This is a genomic window from Sphingobacterium kyonggiense, assembly GCF_039536825.1.
Lineage (GTDB): Bacteria > Bacteroidota > Bacteroidia > Sphingobacteriales > Sphingobacteriaceae > Sphingobacterium > Sphingobacterium kyonggiense.
This window is the reverse complement of record NZ_BAAAZI010000008.1, coordinates 36,134-54,335: the sequence shown is the minus strand read 5'-3', so window position 1 is coordinate 54,335 and position 18,202 is coordinate 36,134. Positions and strand designations below refer to the sequence as shown.

The following is an 18,202-nucleotide window of genomic DNA, read 5'->3' as shown; positions in this document are numbered from 1 at the left end:
ACCTAAACTAAATCATGAAAAAAGTATTTAACACGATAACCGCATTATTATTTATACAAGTTGCTGCCTACGCTCAGCAACCTGCAAATAGAACTACAGCAACCAAAATTGCTGATGTTCTTGCACAACAACCTGCTGAAGAGATTGGGAAATTTACTCAAGCTATGAAGGAATTGGAAAACTTCACAGCAGACGATATTACCGCATTATTGACTGGTCTAAAACCGCAAGGAGGAAATAATGCTCCTGTAGAGTATGCTACAAATTCTTATGCATTTTACGTGATGCAACCTGGAATGGAAGCCAAGCGTGAAGTCTATGTAAAAGGTTTATTAGGCGCATTAGCAAAACTTACTGATGTGAACAATAAAGGCTATATCTTAGAACTATTGAAAAACTGTGCTAAGAATGATGCTATCCAACAAGTGGTTCCTTATCTAGCTGATGAGCAATTAGCAGAAAAGGCTGCTCGCGTATTAAATGGAATCCGTACGAAGGAATCTGCAGCAGCACTAAACAGTGCCCTTGCAGCTGAATCTTCTGAAAAAATAGCTACAGCAATAGTTACAGCATTAGGCGATTTAGAATCTGCTGATGCGGAAACAAAGATTATGGAATTGTTGAGTAAATACAATTCTGATAACTTCCAATTCGCAGGTTTAACAGCTTTAAGTAAGATTGCAGGTGTAAAATCTGCTGATTTATTCTTGCAAAAAGCAGAGGCAAAGAACTTTGCTTTTGACCGTTCGAATGCTGCTGGTTTAGCCGTTTTATATGCCGAGAACTTAGTGGATAAAAAGGAAACTTCTGCTGCAACTAAGTTTGCTACTAGCTTATTCCAAAAAGCTAGCGCAGCTAAATCTTCAACTATTCAGGCGGGTGCTTTGAGTGTATTGACTGAGATCGCACCTTCAAAACAGAAAAAGAACTTAATTAAGTTAGCTGCTAGTGATGATAAATTATTGCGCAATGTTGCTTTAGGATTGTTAGCTGATGAAGCTTCTGCTTCTGATTTAAAGAAACTTGCTTCATCCATTAAAGTTTTAAATGCAGATGCGCAAGAAGCAGTTTTGAATTTCTTAGCTCACCAAGACGCTAAAAATTCAATTTCAACTATTGAAAAGGGTTATTCTTCTCTGAAGGATGAAGAAGCTAAAATTGCAGCGCTTAATGCTTTATCAGTATTGAGTAAAGGTTCAAATACAGAATTCTTGATCAAACAAATACCTTCAGCATCAGAAGCAGAGTTAAAAAATATCAAAACATTAATCCTTTCTTCTAAAGACATGGGAACAATGGGTGTTGTTAATGCTGCCATTGCTAATGCTGATTCTAAGACGCAATTAGCTTTATTGGATATTCTATCTCAACGTTCGAATGAGAAATCCTCTGCTGCTGTACTTGGTTTAACGAAATCCTCTGATTCAGCGGTTCGTTTAGCAGCTTACAAAGCATTAGCAAACGTAGTAAATGCTGATAATTTTGAAGCAACCATTACACTTTTAGATTCTGAAAATGCAGAAGAAATTAGTGCAGCTCAAAAAGCAGCTATCATCGCTTTAAATGCTAGCTCGGATAAAGATGCTAAGATTCAAAAATTAGCGGCTAATATTTCACGTTCAGCAGCACCATCTGCAGGGAAGTATTTCCCTATATTCGCAGGTGTTGGTGGTTCTGAGGCCTTAAAAGCGGTTCAGAACTATGTAAATAGTCGTGGACCTTTGAAAGCTGAAGCTATTCAAGCATTGGCAAATTGGTCTAATCCGGAATCTTTGGGAACTTTAATTCAACTTTCCCGTACAGAGAAGGATGCTACTATTTTCAATACGATTTTCAACGGCTTGATCAAACAGATCAATGCTAGTAAAATTACCCCAGAACAAAAGACTTTATACTTACGTGATGCTTTCCAAATAGCTAAAAATGCTAACCAAAGAAAAGCAGCATTAAATAATCTTCAGTCTACTGGAACATACCAAGCATTAATGTTTGCTGCTAAATACATGGATGATAAGGAACTAGGAGATGCAGCTTCTAATGTAGCCATGAATATTGCTATGGATAACAGTGCATTTGTAGGTAAGGATGTTCGTGCTATTTTGGAAAAAGCTTCTGGTAAATTGTCAGGTAGTGAGAGTTCTTATTTAAAAGAAGCTATTGTGCGTCAATTGGCAGAGATGCCTCAAGGTGAAGGCTTTGTTTCTATCTTCAATGGTAAAGACTTAACAGGTTGGAAAGGATTGGTAGAAAATCCGATCAAGCGTTCTAAAATGTCTGCTGATGAATTAGCTAAAAAACAAGTCGAAGCTGACAAGAAAATGCGTGATAGCTGGTCTGCAGTAGATGGTGATATGGTATTCTCCGGACATGGAGATAACATTGCTACTGTAAAGCAATATGGCGACTTTGAAATGTTGGTGGACTGGAAATTAGATCCAAACGGAAAAGAACCAGATGCAGGTGTTTACTTACGTGGTACTCCTCAAGTTCAAATTTGGGATATCTCGAGAACAAATGTAGGTGCTCAAGTAGGTTCTGGTGGTTTATATAACAATTCTAAAGGAAAGAAAGATCCATTATTAGTAGCAGATAATGCTTTAGGAGAATGGAATACGTTCAAAATCAAGATGGTAGGTGAGAACGTTTGGGTATGGTTAAATGGTAAATTAGTAGTAGACAATGTTCCATTGGAAAACTATTGGGACAGAAACCAGTCGATTTTCCCTACGGAGCAAATTGAACTTCAAGCACATGGTTCACGTGTATGGTATCGTGATATCTTCGTAAAAGAATTACCTAGAAAAGAGGTTTTCAGTTTAAATGCGCAAGAAAAGCAAGAAGGTTTTGATGTGTTATTTGATGGTACTAATCTAGATAAATGGACCAGTACTCCAGCTTATGAGATCACTCCGGAAGGATGGATCCGTTCTAACCCAAATGCTAAATTTGGTAAGAATTTATACACCAAAGAAGAGTATGGTGATTTTGTGTATCGTTTTGAATTCAAATTAACGCCAGGAGCTAATAACGGTGTTGGTATCCGTACGCCAATAGAAGGTGATGCCGCTTATGCAGGTATGGAAATCCAGATCTTAGACGATGGAGCTGAAGTTTACAAAAATTTACAGCCTTATCAATACCACGGTTCTGTATATGGTATCATCGCTGCAAAGCGTGGTTCATTGAATCCGGTTGGTGAATGGAACACAGAAGAAATTCGAGTTCAAGGAAATAAAATTAAAGTGACTGTGAACGGCAAGGTCATTGTAGATGGCGATTTAGCACAAGCTACAAAGAATGGATCTGCTGATAAAAAGAACCATCCAGGTCTGCAAAATAGCAAAGGCCATATCGGTTTCTTAGGTCATGGAACAGAAGTATTCTTACGCAATATTCGCGTTAAAAAATTGTAAGTTCCTGTCTTAAACGATTTAAAACAGTGTTCCTCTTAAGGGACACTGTTTTTTTTGTACCCTAATTAAAGCAATCTAATAAGAGGAATTGAGAAGGAAATGTTACGTGTTATTCCCTCTGAAAAAGGCTAATTTTATTGTCAATCAATCAATAATCTTGTATTATTGCTATAATCCTAAAAATGAAATAACGATATGCGGAAGTTATCTTTTAAAGTATCCCTGTTTTTACTTTTTCCTACTGCTCAAGTATTTGCACAGTTAGCACCATTAACAGTGGAAAAAATCATGCGTGATCCCAAATGGATGGGAACTTCACCTAGCAATTACCGCTGGTCAGCAGATAGTAAGTTTCTCTATTTTAATTGGAATCCTAAGAACTTGGAGAAATCAGAAGTTTACCGTTGGGATGTCAATAAACAAAAGTATGAACTGAGCACAGATAGTATTGCACAGCTGGATCAGGTTCCAAATTATGTTTATAATGATAACCGTAGTTTAGCTTTATATGAGCGTGATGGCGACCTATTTCTAGTAGATGTCAAAAAGAAAGGAACTAAACGTCTTACGCAAACTATTGAACGTGAGAACCTTATTGGCTTTTTAAACACGCAACAAATAGCATATGTCAGAAATGAAAACATTTACAGTTTAGATCTTACAAGCCTGGAAACAAAACAGCTAAGTAATTTTGTTCGGGGAAATGCGCCAAGTAAAGGTCCAATGTTGAGTCCACAAGATGAATGGTTAAAAAAGGATCAAGAGCAATTATTTGATGTATTTAAGGAAAAAGATAAACCTGAAAGAAATAGAGCCTCAAAAGCCCTAAAACCAATTTATATTGGCGATGCTATGTTAGCCGGATTAAGTATCAATCCCGATGGGAAATATATCAATTACAGGTTGATACATATGGCTAGAGGTAATCGCAATACAATCGTTCCAGATTTTATTACCCGATCAGGATATGTAGAAGACTTAAACATGCGAACCAAGGTAGGCAATAGCCAAGCACGTTACGCATCTTATGTTTATCAGTTGGATCGTGATACTGTCTTGGAATTGAATGCATCTACCATTCCGGGAATTAATGACCTTCCTGCCTATTTATCGGATTACCCTGAACGTTTAACTCAACTTAAAAAGGAAAATAAAGATCGTCCAATTAATTGGGGGATGCTTACTTGGTCACCTTCTGGAAAATATGGGGTAATCACCGCTAAATCTCAAGACAATAAGGATTTTTGGATATTGAAAGTTGATCCTACAGATGCTAGCCTAAGTTTAATCGATCGACAGCATGATGAAGCATGGATATCTGGTCCAGGTATTGGAAGAGAGGTTAGATGGATCGATGGAAATACGTTCTATTTCCAAAGTGAAGCAACAGGTTATTCCCACCTTTATACCTATGATTTATCCAATGGTCAGAAGAAACAATTAACTCAAGGAAATTGGGAAGTGCAATCTGTTCAATTGTCCAATGATAAGAAGACTTTTTATATCTCAGGTAACAAGGAGCATCCTGGAATAACGCATTTTTACTCCTTAAATACCGATGGTTCTAATTTTACGCAGTTAACTACTGCTAAAGGAGGAAATGAAGTGACCTTATCCCCGGATGAACGTTGGTTGGCGATTAATCATTCCACGAGCAATAAACCATGGGAATTATATATCCAAGCTAATAAACCAAAAGCAGATGCAAAACAAGTAACGGAATCGACCAGTACTGAATTTAACAGCTATGCTTGGCGAGAACCGGAATTGGTGAAATTCCAAAACCGACATGGAGATGATGTTTATGCTCGAGTTTACCCGGCTAAGAACCCGCATCCAAATAAACCTGCAGTAGTATTTGTTCATGGTGCCGGCTATTTGCAAAATGTACATTACTGGTGGAGCCAATATTTCAGAGAATACATGTTCAATAATATGCTAGCTGATAATGGCTATACTGTCATCGATGTGGATTATACCGCTAGTTCTGGATATGGTCGTAATCACCGTACAGGTATCTATAGGCACATGGGAGGAAAAGATCTGACAGATCAGGTCGATGCTGTAGATTATTTAGTGAAAAATTACAACGTCAATCCTAATCATGTAGGGATCTATGGTGGATCTTATGGTGGTTTTATAACCCTGATGGCCTTATTTACCGAAGCTGATAGATTCCAATCAGGTGCAGCTTTACGCTCTGTAACGGATTGGGCTCATTATAACCACGGCTATACAGCCAACATTCTAAATACGCCTATTGAGGACCCTATTGCTTTTAAACGAAGTTCACCAATCTACTTTGCGGATGGCTTAAAAGGAAATCTTTTGATGTTACATGGGATGGTTGATGTGAATGTCCAATTCCAAGATATTGTTCGTCTGAACCAACGTCTGATTGAATTAGGAAAGGATAATTGGGATTTAGCAGTCTATCCGGTAGAAGATCATGGATTTGTAACTCCAAGTAGCTGGACCGATGAGTATAAGCGGATATTCAAGTTATTTGAAAATACCTTGAAAAAGTAGACTAATACAAATAGGAGAGTGCCTAAAATCGTTTTTTCCTATTTAGCCATTCATTGGAAAAGAAATAATAAAAGGCATTCGCGGCAATCAAAATCCCTAAAGAAATATAACCTATATGGTTATTATCGGGGATGCCATCCAGGAGAAAGAATAAACCGGTTCCAAATGTTGCTATGGAAACCAATAATAATAAGGATTGATTATAAGTCATAACATAAATGGTTTATTTGTAGTTGGTTATAGTAAATTTAAACAAAAATATTTTATAATAAAAAAGCAGGAGTTAATTAGCTCCTGCTTTATTTTTTATCTATATAGGATGAAACTCTAAGCTACATCTCTTAAATCTACTGCAACCACTCTGGAAACACCTTGTTCCACCATGGTAACTCCATAGATAATATCCGTACTTGCAATAGTTCGTTTATTATGAGAAACCACGATAAACTGAGACTGATTGGAGAATTCCCTGATAATATTATTGAATTTATCAATATTGGTATCATCCAAAGGTGCATCCACCTCATCGAATATACAGAATGGGGCAGGTTTAAGTAGGTACAAAGAAAACAATAAAGCCGTCGATGTTAATGTCTTCTCACCACCTGAAAGCTGATTAATTGATAAAGGTCGTTTTCCTTTTGGTCTTGCTACAATATCAATATCAGATTCCAATGGATTATTAGGGTCACTTAGAATAATATCACAAGAATCCTCTTCATTGAATAAAGAGCGGAATACCTGAATAAAATTCTCACGAACTGTTGTAAAGGCATACATGAATTTTTCATTCGCTGTTTGATCTATCTCCATAATAGTGCTTAAAAGCGATGCTTTAGCTTCCATTAGGTCCGTCTTTTCCTTTTGAATGAAATTATGACGGTCACTCATCTCATCGTATGCCTCCTTGGCCATCGGATTGATCGTGCCGTATTCATCCAGTTGCTTCTTTAATTTATTGCACTGTTGCTCCAGATCTTGTGCTGCAGGTCTATTCTCAGGAATCTCGCCCTCCAATAAGTCTTGCAATTCAATATTGAATTCTACAGATAAGCGTTCTTTTAAGGCATTCAAGTCTATCTGAAGCGTAGTTTTCTTGTCTTTTAAATCCGATATCAAAGTATCCGTAAAGTCTTTATTCTTACGAAGGGATGTGATATCATCTTCCACATCATTGATAACTTTACGGGAGCCGTAAAAATCTTCTTCAACTTCTTGAAGACCTTTTTCTAAGGATTCCTTCTGTTCATACATAGCCAATAGATCGGTATCATTATGATCCACATACTTCATGGCCTCTTTAATATCTTCTTTAACTTGATCGTATTCCGTAGCGTTTTTCTCAATGCGCTTTTCAAAATCCATCTGCTGGTGCTCTCGGTATTCTAAGTCCTTATTCAAGGTAGACACCTTACTTTGTTGCTGATGGAATTTGATATTTTCCTGATTAAATACGGTGGATTTATCCGTTAGAATTTCCGAAACATCCCTAAAGGCTTCTTGCAGGCGCATGAGCTCTTCCTGGTTGTTTTCAGATTGTATCTTTAAAGTCGTTAATTCTGGTTCCGCTTTTTCCAATTCTACACTTAATGTGGCAACTTTTGTCTCAATATCCAATTTGCGGTTTTGACTGTTGGTAATGAAAGTCTGGTACTGTTCCTGTTTGGTTTTAACAGAAATCAATTCGTTGTTTAAGCGATTTAATTGAACCCTCTGTTCATCAATAAATTCTTTTTGAGAACTTCCTCTTAAGCTAATGATTCGATCTTGAAGCTCTCTTTCTGTTTTCTGGAAAGTCTCAATTCGTTGATTTAGCGTTTTAATCTCTTTGGCTAAATTTTCCAAGTTCTTAGCTCGACCTATTCTTTTTCCTTCGAATAGACCAACAGAACCACCGCTAAGGCCTAATTTGTTTTTGGTAAACTTACCTTCTCGCTGTAGAATGATACGTTCATCTGTCGGAAGGTCAGACTCTAAAGTCATTCCTTCTTCGGATTTCAATAAAAATACCCCATGCAGTAATGTGCTACAAAGCGTCTTATATTTATCCTCTACCGAAATGATATCCATTGCAGAAATCATGCGATCATCCATAGGCCATTCTTTCCTTTGGATATCCGCTGTTTTAACGGCGTCTAGGATAAAGAAATTCGCTCGACCACGTGATGCCTCACTCAGTAATTTAATCGCTTGTACGGCCTCATCTTTGGTTTCTACCACATAGTGATTCATGATAGGCTCCAGATAGTTCTCAATGGCAATGCGATAATCCTCTTTACAGAATAAGATGTCCGAGAATAGGGGATGTTGTTTCTTCCATCCCGCATGTTTCCTAAGAAAACGAATGGACTCTGGAAAGCCCTCCAAGTTATCGACCAAAGACTTCGTCAAGTTATACTCGTTTTGTTTTGCATCTGCAATACGAATTTCCTTGTTTAGCTCTTCTGTCGTGGTTTTGATTTGAGCATCCGTTTGCTGTATTTGAGCTTGCAATTCCTCTTCGGTTTGCATAGCTACATCATATTGCTCTTGCTGTAAGCTAACACGTTCTTCCAGCTCAGCGACCACTTTATTGAATTGATTTAATTCCTGTTCTTTTGATTGTGTATCACTGCTGGTGCGTAAGGATTCTTGTTCTAAGGCATCTTTTTGAATACCCAGTACCGCAATATCCTTTTCTAATTTGTAGATGTTGTTTTGTAAATCGTTGTTGGATTTATTGAATTCATCTAACTTTCCTTTAGCGGCTTGTTGTTGACCACGTAAAGCCTCCACTTCTTGTTTGTTGACTTCTAGGTCCTGCTGTATTGTATTTAGCTTCTCTTGCTCTTCAAACAGTTCCTCATTCAGTCTTTTAATATTATAAAGTACATGGTTGAGTTGCTGTTTATCATTATTTAAATCATTGCTTAGACGAGTCTCCTTCTCTTGAAGGTGACGCATTTGGGCATTCTTAATTTTCTTTTCAGACTCATAGCTGCGTATTTTATTGACATACTCGTTGGTTGCCTTTTGTTGAGCAGCTAAATTCTTTTCCTTGGCTAAGATTTCTCGCTTTAAAGCCTGCAACTCCGATTCTTTTTGCGTAATCTGGGTTTGGGTTTTTAATAATAGATCTTGCTGTTGGGTTTCTTGTTCCGTAATGCGTTCAAGGTCTTGATGGAAACCCTCTAACTTATAATAAGCCAGGCCTATACTAGCCTCTTTGTATTCTGCTTTTAAGGCAAAATATTTCTCCGCTTTCTTAGCTTGGTTTTCTAAGGATTTTAAATTCTTATTAATCTCATACAGTAGATCATCCACTCGGGAAAGATCAGATTCCGTATCTTTTAACTTCGATAGCGTTTGTTTTTTGCGGACTTTATATTTGGAGATACCAGAGGCTTCCTCAAATAAATTCCTACGTGAATTGTCTTTATTGGCAATGATTTCATCAATCATCTTTAATTCAATGATGGAATAAGTATCTGCCCCAATACCCGTATCTAAAAACAGATCGGTAATATCTTTTAATCGACATTTTACATCATTCAGGCGGTATTCACTTTCACCTGTACGAAATAATTTCCGGGTGATGGTAACTGTTGTGAACTCCGTTGGAAGGATATTTTTTGTATTGTCAAAAGTCAAAGAAACTTCGGCAAGGTTTGCTGGTTTACGATTTTTAGTTCCGTTGAAAATAATGTTTTCCATTTTCTCCGAACGAAGGTTTTTGGTACTCTGTTCACCCAATACCCAACGAATGGCATCAACAACATTCGATTTGCCACAGCCATTAGGACCTACAATTGCTGTAACCCCCTCATTGAAATTGATGGATACCTTATCTCCGAAACTCTTAAACCCTTTAATCTCTAACTTCGTTAACTGCATGCGCCTCTCTTTACGTAAAAAACAAATGTGTGCGAAAATAAGGATTTTCAACTACGATTAAAATAATAGTTGGATAGTCCTTCTTATTAAATGTCGATAAGTTTAAGCGACGATTTCTTTTAATAGGATGAATTGATCAATAGAATTTCCTTGTAATCTAAAGATACCCAATGAACGCCTTAAATATGCTGCAATGGCAGTCACTGCCCAAGCATAGCCTAAGTCAGCTATCCATTTATCCAGATGAAGGGCTTCCATACCATAGAACTCACCATAATTGCGAATAATCTCCAAATCACTTCCTTCGTTCAATAGATCTGCTTGTTCTACCCATTGCCAGGTCCACTGCTGCAGGTCCTTTTCAAATTGACCAATAATCAGGTATTCGATTTGAAGCTTCAATTCGTTATCTAAGAAATAGGAGAGGATGTGGTTGTTTTCATCTAAGGTATAACGATCGTATTGTCCAAAACCATATTCGTATTCTAAATCTTCTTGCTTTTCCAAAATGTATTCATGTGCCTTCAGATGGAGTGCGGCAAATGTTTCATTTTTTCCAAGAATAGGTATGCTAGGTTCTTGATTATTCATAGGGTAAAAATAAGAAAAGCCCATGTAAAATGGGCTCTCCTAAATTATGGATGTATTGTAAAGCTGCCTAATATTAATAGATTACGCCCAATTCCAATGGGAATTTGTTGTCATCTAAGGTTCCCAAGAGCATAATATTCACGTATTTTCCTGCTTGGAATTCTACGTTCTCTTTTTTAACTAATTGACGTCCTGTTTCATCTGTAACAGTTATAGTATAGGTTCCTGAATTTACTACTTGGAACTTTTCTGTATTCTCTACTGTTTGACTGCTTTCACGAACTCTATTTTTGAAAGCGGTGATATCTTGGTTGTCAATGGATAAATTTACTTTCCCAGCTTTGTTTCCAAAATGGAAGAAACGAGCTGCTGATTTTGTACCTAAGTCCTTTAATGCTTCATCTTTAGCTCGTAAGAACATCGGTTTTCCTGCTTCACCATATACAAAGGTTGCATAGGATAAGCTATCCACAAAATTCATGGTGGTATCAATTAGGAGTTCATTGCTCAATCCGTTAAATACTTTAAAGTTTTTATTTCCTGGGATGGCGTAGAATCCTGTGTAAGTTTTATATTGACCGGCATAATTTGGAAGTTCACGGCCGCCAATTAAAAAATATAAATTGCTCTCAATAGGGTAGGCGTTTACTACGGCTACTCCAGCAGCATCAGGATAAGTCCCCTCGTCGTCTTTTAAACAACTCGTCAAACTAAATATTCCTGCAATTAAAACGAATAAAATGCTAATTTTCCTCATGGTCTTTTTCTCTAATTATCTGTAACTTTTTAGAACGTTCATTCTTAAATACGGTAACGTCACATCAAATGCTACATGAGGAAATGAAAAAATTATATAGGCTTTCTTTTTGGGTCGGTTTTTTTGTCTTTTAAACGGTCAATAAAACCATTTAAACCATACTTCGCAATGCTCAATACTTCCTCTTCATAAATCGGTAATAGTTGCATGAGATGCACGCTACTTGATTTTCTGCTATCCATGATGCTTCCTTGAAGCTCCTCCATATCAGGTTTACAAACGACAAAGCTGTTTAATTTGGATTCCTGACTAATCATTTGTCCAAAACGTATAATTTCTCCTTCATGAAATGGGCAATCACCTCGTAGATGATTGGCCAGGTATCCAATCACATGTGCCCAAGCCATATCATTAGTCTCCATCTGAAGTAATAGCTCAACCTTGTTTTTTTGTTCTGGCGCAATGGCGAATGAAGCCCCATAAGATATGCTGGTCAATAATGGCTCCTGTTGATCTTGGAGTACCAAGGTATAAACAAAAGGAAGTCCATTTTTAACCGATTTCTCTCGGAATATCTGCACTTTACTGCGAAATATTTGCTCAATATTTCCACGGAAATGTTCTAAGGGAGATTTTAAAAAGTCGGGCTTACTTAATATCATAGGAAGAAATTTCACTAAATTTTAGGCTAATGTAGCTCTTTTATGCAAAAATTGCAGTTTATCATGTCAAATTGACCTAATTCTAACAATGGAATGCCTATTGTTAAGGTAAAACTAAACTAATTAAGACATAACATTTATAACTATATGCAAGAAGAGAAAGGTACCATTTCCATTCATACCGAGAACATCTTCCCGGTAATTAAGAAATTCTTATATTCTGATAACGAGATCTTTTTACGTGAATTAGTATCCAACGCAGTAGATGCTTCACAAAAGATCAAAAGACTAGCTTCACTAGGTCAATACAGTGGCGAAGTTGGTGATTTAACGATCGATGTTAAATTGGATGAAACAGCTAAGACCATTACCATTTCAGATCATGGTATCGGTATGACTGCAGAAGAAATCAAGAAATATATTAATCAGATTGCTTTTTCGGGTGCAACCGAATTCATGGAGAAATTCAAAGAGGCAAATGATGCGAATGAGATCATAGGTCGCTTTGGTTTAGGATTCTATTCAGCATTTATGGTTGCTGACCAGGTTGAAATCAATTCTTTATCTTACCAAGAAGGTGCTGAACCTGCACACTGGACTTGTGATGGATCAACAACCTATGAAATCAATGAGGGTACAAGAACTACTCGTGGGACGGATGTTATCCTTCATATCAACGAAGAGTCTGCCGAATTTCTGAACAAAAGTAGAATTCAGGAGATCTTAAATAAATACGCTAAATTCTTACCTGTTCCAATTCGTTTTGGTACAAAAACAGAATCGGAACCTGATGGGGAAGATGCTGATGGTAAACCAAAATACAAAACTGTAGAAAAAGATAATATCATCAATATCACCAATCCGGCTTGGACAAAAGCGCCTTCTGAATTGACTGATCAAGATTATTTGGATTTCTACCATGAGTTGTATCCACACTCGATGGATGAGCCTTTGTTCTGGATTCATTTGAACGTAGATTATCCATTTAACCTAACAGGTATTCTTTACTTCCCTAAAATCAAAAATGAACTAGAGATTCAACGAAATAAAATCAAGTTGTATTCTCGTCAGGTGTTCATTACTGATGAGGTAAAAGATATCGTTCCAGAGTTTTTGATGCTATTACAAGGTGTAATCGATTCACCTGATATCCCACTAAACGTTTCGCGTTCATTCCTTCAAGCGGATAGCAATGTCAAGAAAATCAACAATTACATTACCAAAAAGGTTGCTGATAAATTGCAGGAAATCTTCAAGGCTGATCGTAAAGGTTTTGAGGAAAAGTGGAATGACATCGGTTTGTTTATCAAATATGGTATGCTGACAGATGAGAAATTTGCTGAAAAGGCAAATGATTTCTGTTTGTTAAAGGATGTAGATGCAGCTTACTATACCATGAAGGAGTTTTACGAGAAAGTAAAAGATATCCAAGTGGATAAGGATGGCAACATTGTTTATCTATACACGAACGATCAGTCTCAGCAAGACAGCTTTATTTCTGGAGCAAAAGCAAAAGGCTATGATGTATTGGTATTAGATGGGCCTTTAGATGTTCACTTTGCAGGTTATCTAGAGCAAAAAGGAGGAGAGAAGGTACAATTGAAACGTGTGGATTCTGATGTAATTGAGAAATTAATTCCTAAAGATGAGCAATTAACCTTGAATTTGTCCGAAGAAGAAAGCAAGAAAGCATCGGAGATCTTTGATAAAGCCATTTCCCGAAATGATATGAAAGTGGAGGTTGATGCATTATCTGAAAGTGATTTACCTGTATCGGTGACTTTAGATGAGTTTATGCGTCGTATGAAAGATATGGCTAAAACAGGTGGCGGCATGGGATTCTATGGCAATTTACCGGATAACTACAAAGTAACTGTAAATGGTAATCACCCATTAGTGAAACGCATTATAGAATCTTCCGATGAGGATGGAGAGAAATTAGCCAAACAAGCTTTTGACTTAGCTCTATTATCTCGTGGCCTATTAACAGGTCCAGAATTAACCGCATTTGTGAAGCGCAGTGTGGATTTAATTTAATAAAAAGACTATTTTTAGATTACTATATCAGCACCGAGCAAAGAATACCTTGCTCGGTGATATTAAAAAAAGGGATGGTGTAATAGATTACGCTGTCCCTTTTTTAGGTTTATTAAGCTGTTTATTTACGATTTTCGTAGGATTTAAACATGTCTTTTACTTTACAACACAAGTAAAAATCGAGCTTTATATAGCAAGGAAGTACGATTTTTGCTCGGCACTAAGGCATTTTACTTAGCTGGCTAAAAAAATATCTAATTAGAAATGAGCTTATTCGGAGTTAAAGCAAGAAAAGCTGTTAAAAATATTTGGAGTATATAGATTTTAGTTCTACTTTTGTATCACAAAATCACGGTAGGTATAGCTCAGTTGGTTAGAGCACTAGATTGTGGTTCTAGGGGTCGTGGGTTCGAGCCCCATTACTTACCCAAAAAGCTTCTTAGAAATAAGAAGCTTTTTTTGTACCCCATTTTTATGCCTTTACTAAAGGGTTATTAAAATTTCAAACATTTATCTGCTTTCATGCTTAGAATTATTTAGTATTTTCGATTGTAAATACCACTAATTGAACTTCTTGTCATGAATTTTAAGGTCTTTTTCCTTCCATTGCTGTTACTTTCCATATCATTGTGTGCTCAGACCAATTCTCAAAATCTTGATGAGAGATTCCAAAAAATATATAAACAATCTGATTTTCCAGGCTTTGCAGTAGGGGTGATAAAGAATGATTCCATCCTTTTTTCAAAAGCTTATGGATATGCTGATGTTGGGAGGAAAACTCCTTTTACAGCACAAACGATCATGCCTGTGGCATCCATCAGTAAAACAATGATTGCTCTAGCTTTGGTAAAGGCATTTGAATTAAACTATTTCAACGAAGAGACTGCTATTAATGATATACTCCCATTTGAGGTTATAAATCCATATCGCCCCAAAGATATCATCAAAATAAAACATCTATTTACCCATACCTCTGGAATCATTGATTTTGAAGATACTTTTATAAAGAGTTATCATCTTGGTAAAAAACATGATCAGTCACTTGCTGATTTCTTAAGAGATTGCCTTAGTAAAACTGGTAAATCCTACAGCAAAAAGAATTTTAACAAAGCTCCTGTGGGAAGTACTTATAGTTATTCCAATATTGCCTCAGCTTTAGCGGCATACCTGATAGAGGTAAAGGCGAATATGTCTTTTGATGAATTTACCCAAAAATATATCTTCCAACCTTTAAATCTAAGCGATACACACTGGTTTTATGATGAACAATTAGCTGGTCGATATGCAACATTGTATGAAATAAATAAGCCAAATTATCCATTTTATAAGGATCTTGTGAATGAAGATAAATCGGTGAAAATATACAGTTCAATAACCTATCCAGATGGAAGTTTGAAAACTTCTTTGCAAGATTTAATAAAATATGTCAAAGTTTTGGTTACCTCTCCATATGGATCATCAAAGATTTTAGTGTCAGAATCACTTAATAAGCTTTTTAAAAAGCAATTTGATGCTAACAATCTTCCTCAGAATCTGACAAAGAACACGATAAACCAAGGCATGTTTTGGAGCTATAATTCTAAAGGGAGATTGACACATACAGGTAGTGACCCTGGGGTGTTTGCAGTCATATCAATAGAGCTGAAAAGCAATATAGGACGTATTGTACTAATTAATGCGAACATCGAAACGGAAAACAACCAGAAGATTTTGGAAGATCTAAAGGCAATTGCCGAAACATTGGAATTTTTTAATTAAACATCTTTTTGATCTAACAGTATTATTTCTCTTTAATTCTCAAGTTCACCGATATAATTTAACTCCATTTTTCAAACTGAAGTTCTCCATACTTAATACTCAATCCTAAATAAAAGACAAGTAATTCTGATGTCTTTTGTCTGCATTCTCATCGTCTTTCCCAAGGGTTTGGTAGGGGTTGGATTCGAGACTCTTACGGATCTCCTTCGGAACTTGTTCGGATCTCCTTCGGATCTCGTTCGGTTCCGACCGAACGAGATCCGAAGGAGATCCCTATCACATCCTTAGAAATTCCCTAAGCGTCTCGAAGCAAACTTAAGAGAAATACGAGGTAATATGTAGTTCAACACATGGAATTCCCAAGTGTAAATATTACTTCTTTAGCGTAAAAAATTATTGATATTGGTTTTATGTCGTTTACGATTATTGTAATGATTTGGATATAAAGGAAGTTATATTTGACAATTTACTCTTATAAATTAAGATTGTAGTGGGTTTTGATGTTTTTACGTTAAGTTTGGGTTAATTCAAAAGGCTGGTTATAGGATTTATCGAAAAAAATTATATCTTTGATATCAACTCATTGATTAATAATGAGGTCCAAAAATTAACTGCCACATGTTATCAAAGAATATTTTAGTAGATTCAAGTGTAATAGGCACTGTTAAATTTTATGCCTATGTATTTAATGATGAATCCGGAAGGGTAGGCTTCGGCTTATTCCCTAATGATGGTCCAGAGCCTATCGTTTATTTGTTGAATGTACAAGGGTCAAGGATAAAGATATTTTTCAATGAGCGAATTATCCTATTGATTTGTCAACAGAGTAGGTTCTCCACGAATGAACGTCGAAATTTCTTTAGAGAATTTCTAGATTTTGCCACGAGTATGGAGAAGAAAGCGGCAAGGTTAGTTTTTAGAGATAATAAGATGACTTATATGGCTGACACTCGAGAAATGATTAAGTATAAACGATTATACATTCATTATAAAAGCCCGGTTTCATCAAAAGATGATATGAAGGTAGTCAGTAACTAATTACCCCAATTTTTCTAATTCATTAAAGCTTTTCCTTAGGATATCAAGTGATTCTATAATTTCCTCAGCCGTCAGGTTGCCAAATCCGACACGCATAGCACACAAATCCTTTTTCTGATATAATAAGGTCTTAGGAATAAAGAGATCATGTTTTGCTGCAATTTGGCTTAACTTTAACAAATTGATTGGTTTCTTCCAATGCAACCAATAAGCCAATCCAGAATTGGGAATTTCAAATGTTATTTCCTCCTTAAAATCTTCATTCAACTTTCTAGCCATGATGTCTCTTCTTTCACGATATGACTTCAAGGATTTTTTGATATGTCGATGGATCAATCCTTCCTCTATTAGTTCCCCTAATGCTTGTTCCATAAGGACATCACCCTGACGGTCAATTAAACCTAAATATTTATACATTTCCTGCATTAAATTGTCTGGGCATACGATAAATCCCGTTCTAAAACCAGGAGCAAGGGACTTTCCAAAAGAACTGATATAAATGACCATTCCGTTTTCATCATTGGCTGCCAAGGGCATCAAAGCAGGTTTGTCAAATTGGAAATCATAATCAGGATCGTCTTCCACAATAATGAAGTTAAACTCTACGGCCAATTGCATGATTTCCATTCTGCGTTTGGCACTTAAGCTTACCACTGTTGGATAATGCATGTGAGAGTTGAGATAAACCATCCTTATCTTTTCCTTTTCACAAATGGACCGTAATGCTTGAGTATCTAAACCTTCCTCATCAACAGGTACAGTTCGTATAATACTTCCGGATTTTTGGAAGGTCATGTTAGCGGAAAAGTAATTCAATTCGGTAATAACGACAATGTCCTTAGGTTTTAAAAGAATCTCGGTCAGGATATAGAGACTCATTTCCATACTTCGAGTAATCAATAGATTGCTGAGGTTAATCCGTAAGCCCCTAGAAGTTTTCAAATAGCTTAATAATTGCTCTTTAAAGTATTCGCTGCCTTCTTGGTTGTAATAACCCATTTTAGCTTGGTTGCTTCTTCGCTTTAAATTTGCACTATAAACCCGAGAAAGGTCATTGATTTGCGTTAAGCGAATATCTGGAGTACCATCATTCCAGACGTACTGGCAATTGCTTATTTCATAGGGATTGTCAAAAAGAAATGTTTTCTCAAAGGAATAACCAGTTTTTTGAGGATAACGTTTAGGTGATATTAATGCTTTTTGACTTAAAGGAAGTTCTTCAGCAACAAAAGTTCCCTTATTAGGCTTGATTTCTACCCAACCTTGAGCTAAGAGTTCCTCGAATGCTGCTATAACTGTATTGCGGTGAACTTGAAGTTGATTGGCTAGTTGCCTAGTACCTAATAACCTGCTGCCTGGTTTCAATGTTCCTCGATTAATAGCGAGAATCAATTGATTGGCTATTTGTAAATAAATCGGAATACTGGAATTTCGATCTAAATGGATGAAATTGGCATATAATATATCAACCGGACTATTTATCATCTTTATACTGGTACCCTTAGATGGTCCGGCAAGGTAGTACATTTGTTGGAAATATTAAA

The 18,202-nt window shown here is 36.5% G+C and carries 11 protein-coding genes and 1 tRNA gene; 6 read left to right on the top strand and 6 right to left on the bottom strand.

Translation table 11 applies throughout. The annotated features are described in order from the left end of the window. Positions 1-14: 14 nt before the first annotated feature. Both ABD676_RS10340 and ABD676_RS10335 read left to right on the top strand, forming a co-directional pair. Positions 15-3,413 (top strand): 3-keto-alpha-glucoside-1,2-lyase-like domain-containing protein, encoded by a 3,399-nt coding sequence (locus ABD676_RS10340; RefSeq protein ID WP_344674595.1) that lies wholly within the window; start codon positions 15-17, stop codon positions 3,411-3,413. A gap of 195 nt (positions 3,414-3,608) precedes the next feature. Beyond that, a complete protein-coding gene (locus ABD676_RS10335; protein ID WP_344674594.1) occupies positions 3,609-5,942 on the top strand; it encodes a S9 family peptidase in 2,334 nt (777 codons plus the stop codon). Between the two features lie 22 nt (positions 5,943-5,964). Here the strand turns inward: ABD676_RS10335 and ABD676_RS10330 are convergent, their stop codons facing one another. The 5 genes from ABD676_RS10330 to ABD676_RS10310 form a co-directional block, all read right to left on the bottom strand. Further along, positions 5,965-6,153, bottom strand: coding sequence for a hypothetical protein (locus ABD676_RS10330; RefSeq protein WP_344674593.1), 189 nt, complete (start codon positions 6,151-6,153; stop codon positions 5,965-5,967). A 116-nt stretch (positions 6,154-6,269) separates the two neighbouring features. Continuing rightward, positions 6,270-9,815: a chromosome segregation protein SMC gene (gene smc / locus ABD676_RS10325; RefSeq protein WP_344674592.1), complete on the bottom strand. Its 3,546-nt coding sequence runs from the start codon at positions 9,813-9,815 to the stop codon at positions 6,270-6,272. Between the two features lie 102 nt (positions 9,816-9,917). Continuing rightward, the gene (locus tag ABD676_RS10320; RefSeq protein WP_344674591.1) at positions 9,918-10,406 is read right to left on the bottom strand and encodes a DUF6882 domain-containing protein; all 489 of its coding nucleotides are present in this window, start codon (positions 10,404-10,406) and stop codon (positions 9,918-9,920) included. 73 nt (positions 10,407-10,479) lie between these two features. Then, a complete protein-coding gene (locus ABD676_RS10315; RefSeq protein ID WP_344674590.1) occupies positions 10,480-11,163 on the bottom strand; it encodes a DUF4397 domain-containing protein in 684 nt (227 codons plus the stop codon). A gap of 92 nt (positions 11,164-11,255) precedes the next feature. Continuing rightward, positions 11,256-11,825: a suppressor of fused domain protein gene (locus ABD676_RS10310; RefSeq protein ID WP_344674589.1), complete on the bottom strand. Its 570-nt coding sequence runs from the start codon at positions 11,823-11,825 to the stop codon at positions 11,256-11,258. A 147-nt stretch (positions 11,826-11,972) separates the two neighbouring features. On the opposite strand from ABD676_RS10310, the gene htpG reads away from it, so the two are divergent. The 4 genes from htpG (at position 11,973) to ABD676_RS10290 (ending at position 16,658) form a co-directional block, all read left to right on the top strand. Continuing rightward, on the top strand, positions 11,973-13,862 hold the full coding sequence (gene htpG / locus ABD676_RS10305; protein ID WP_344674588.1) for a molecular chaperone HtpG: 1,890 nt from the start codon (positions 11,973-11,975) through the stop codon (positions 13,860-13,862). A 354-nt stretch (positions 13,863-14,216) separates the two neighbouring features. Beyond that, positions 14,217-14,290: transfer RNA gene (locus ABD676_RS10300), tRNA-His, on the top strand. Positions 14,291-14,441: 151 nt separating this feature from the next. After that, a complete protein-coding gene (locus ABD676_RS10295; protein WP_344674587.1) occupies positions 14,442-15,620 on the top strand; it encodes a serine hydrolase domain-containing protein in 1,179 nt (392 codons plus the stop codon). Positions 15,621-16,238: 618 nt separating this feature from the next. Beyond that, complete coding sequence (locus tag ABD676_RS10290) at positions 16,239-16,658, top strand: hypothetical protein (RefSeq protein ID WP_344674586.1); 420 nt, start codon at positions 16,239-16,241, stop codon at positions 16,656-16,658. On the opposite strand, the gene ABD676_RS10285 is transcribed toward ABD676_RS10290, so the two are convergent. Further along, positions 16,659-18,185, bottom strand: a complete 1,527-nt coding sequence (locus tag ABD676_RS10285) for an aminotransferase-like domain-containing protein (protein ID WP_344674585.1) — start codon at positions 18,183-18,185, stop codon at positions 16,659-16,661. Between the last annotated feature and the right edge of the window lie 17 nt (positions 18,186-18,202).

Coding starts and splice junctions, on each gene's coding strand:
- ABD676_RS10340 (WP_344674595.1), top strand. CDS start 15: ATGAAAAAAGTATTTAACACGATAACCGCATTATTATTTATACAAGTT.
- ABD676_RS10285 (WP_344674585.1), bottom strand. CDS start 18,185: ATGTACTACCTTGCCGGACCATCTAAGGGTACCAGTATAAAGATGATA.
- ABD676_RS10335 (WP_344674594.1), top strand. CDS start 3,609: ATGCGGAAGTTATCTTTTAAAGTATCCCTGTTTTTACTTTTTCCTACT.
- ABD676_RS10330 (WP_344674593.1), bottom strand. CDS start 6,153: ATGACTTATAATCAATCCTTATTATTATTGGTTTCCATAGCAACATTT.
- htpG (WP_344674588.1), top strand. CDS start 11,973: ATGCAAGAAGAGAAAGGTACCATTTCCATTCATACCGAGAACATCTTC.
- ABD676_RS10320 (WP_344674591.1), bottom strand. CDS start 10,406: ATGAATAATCAAGAACCTAGCATACCTATTCTTGGAAAAAATGAAACA.
- ABD676_RS10290 (WP_344674586.1), top strand. CDS start 16,239: ATGTTATCAAAGAATATTTTAGTAGATTCAAGTGTAATAGGCACTGTT.
- ABD676_RS10315 (WP_344674590.1), bottom strand. CDS start 11,163: ATGAGGAAAATTAGCATTTTATTCGTTTTAATTGCAGGAATATTTAGT.
- ABD676_RS10295 (WP_344674587.1), top strand. CDS start 14,442: ATGAATTTTAAGGTCTTTTTCCTTCCATTGCTGTTACTTTCCATATCA.
- smc (WP_344674592.1), bottom strand. CDS start 9,815: ATGCAGTTAACGAAGTTAGAGATTAAAGGGTTTAAGAGTTTCGGAGAT.
- ABD676_RS10310 (WP_344674589.1), bottom strand. CDS start 11,825: ATGATATTAAGTAAGCCCGACTTTTTAAAATCTCCCTTAGAACATTTC.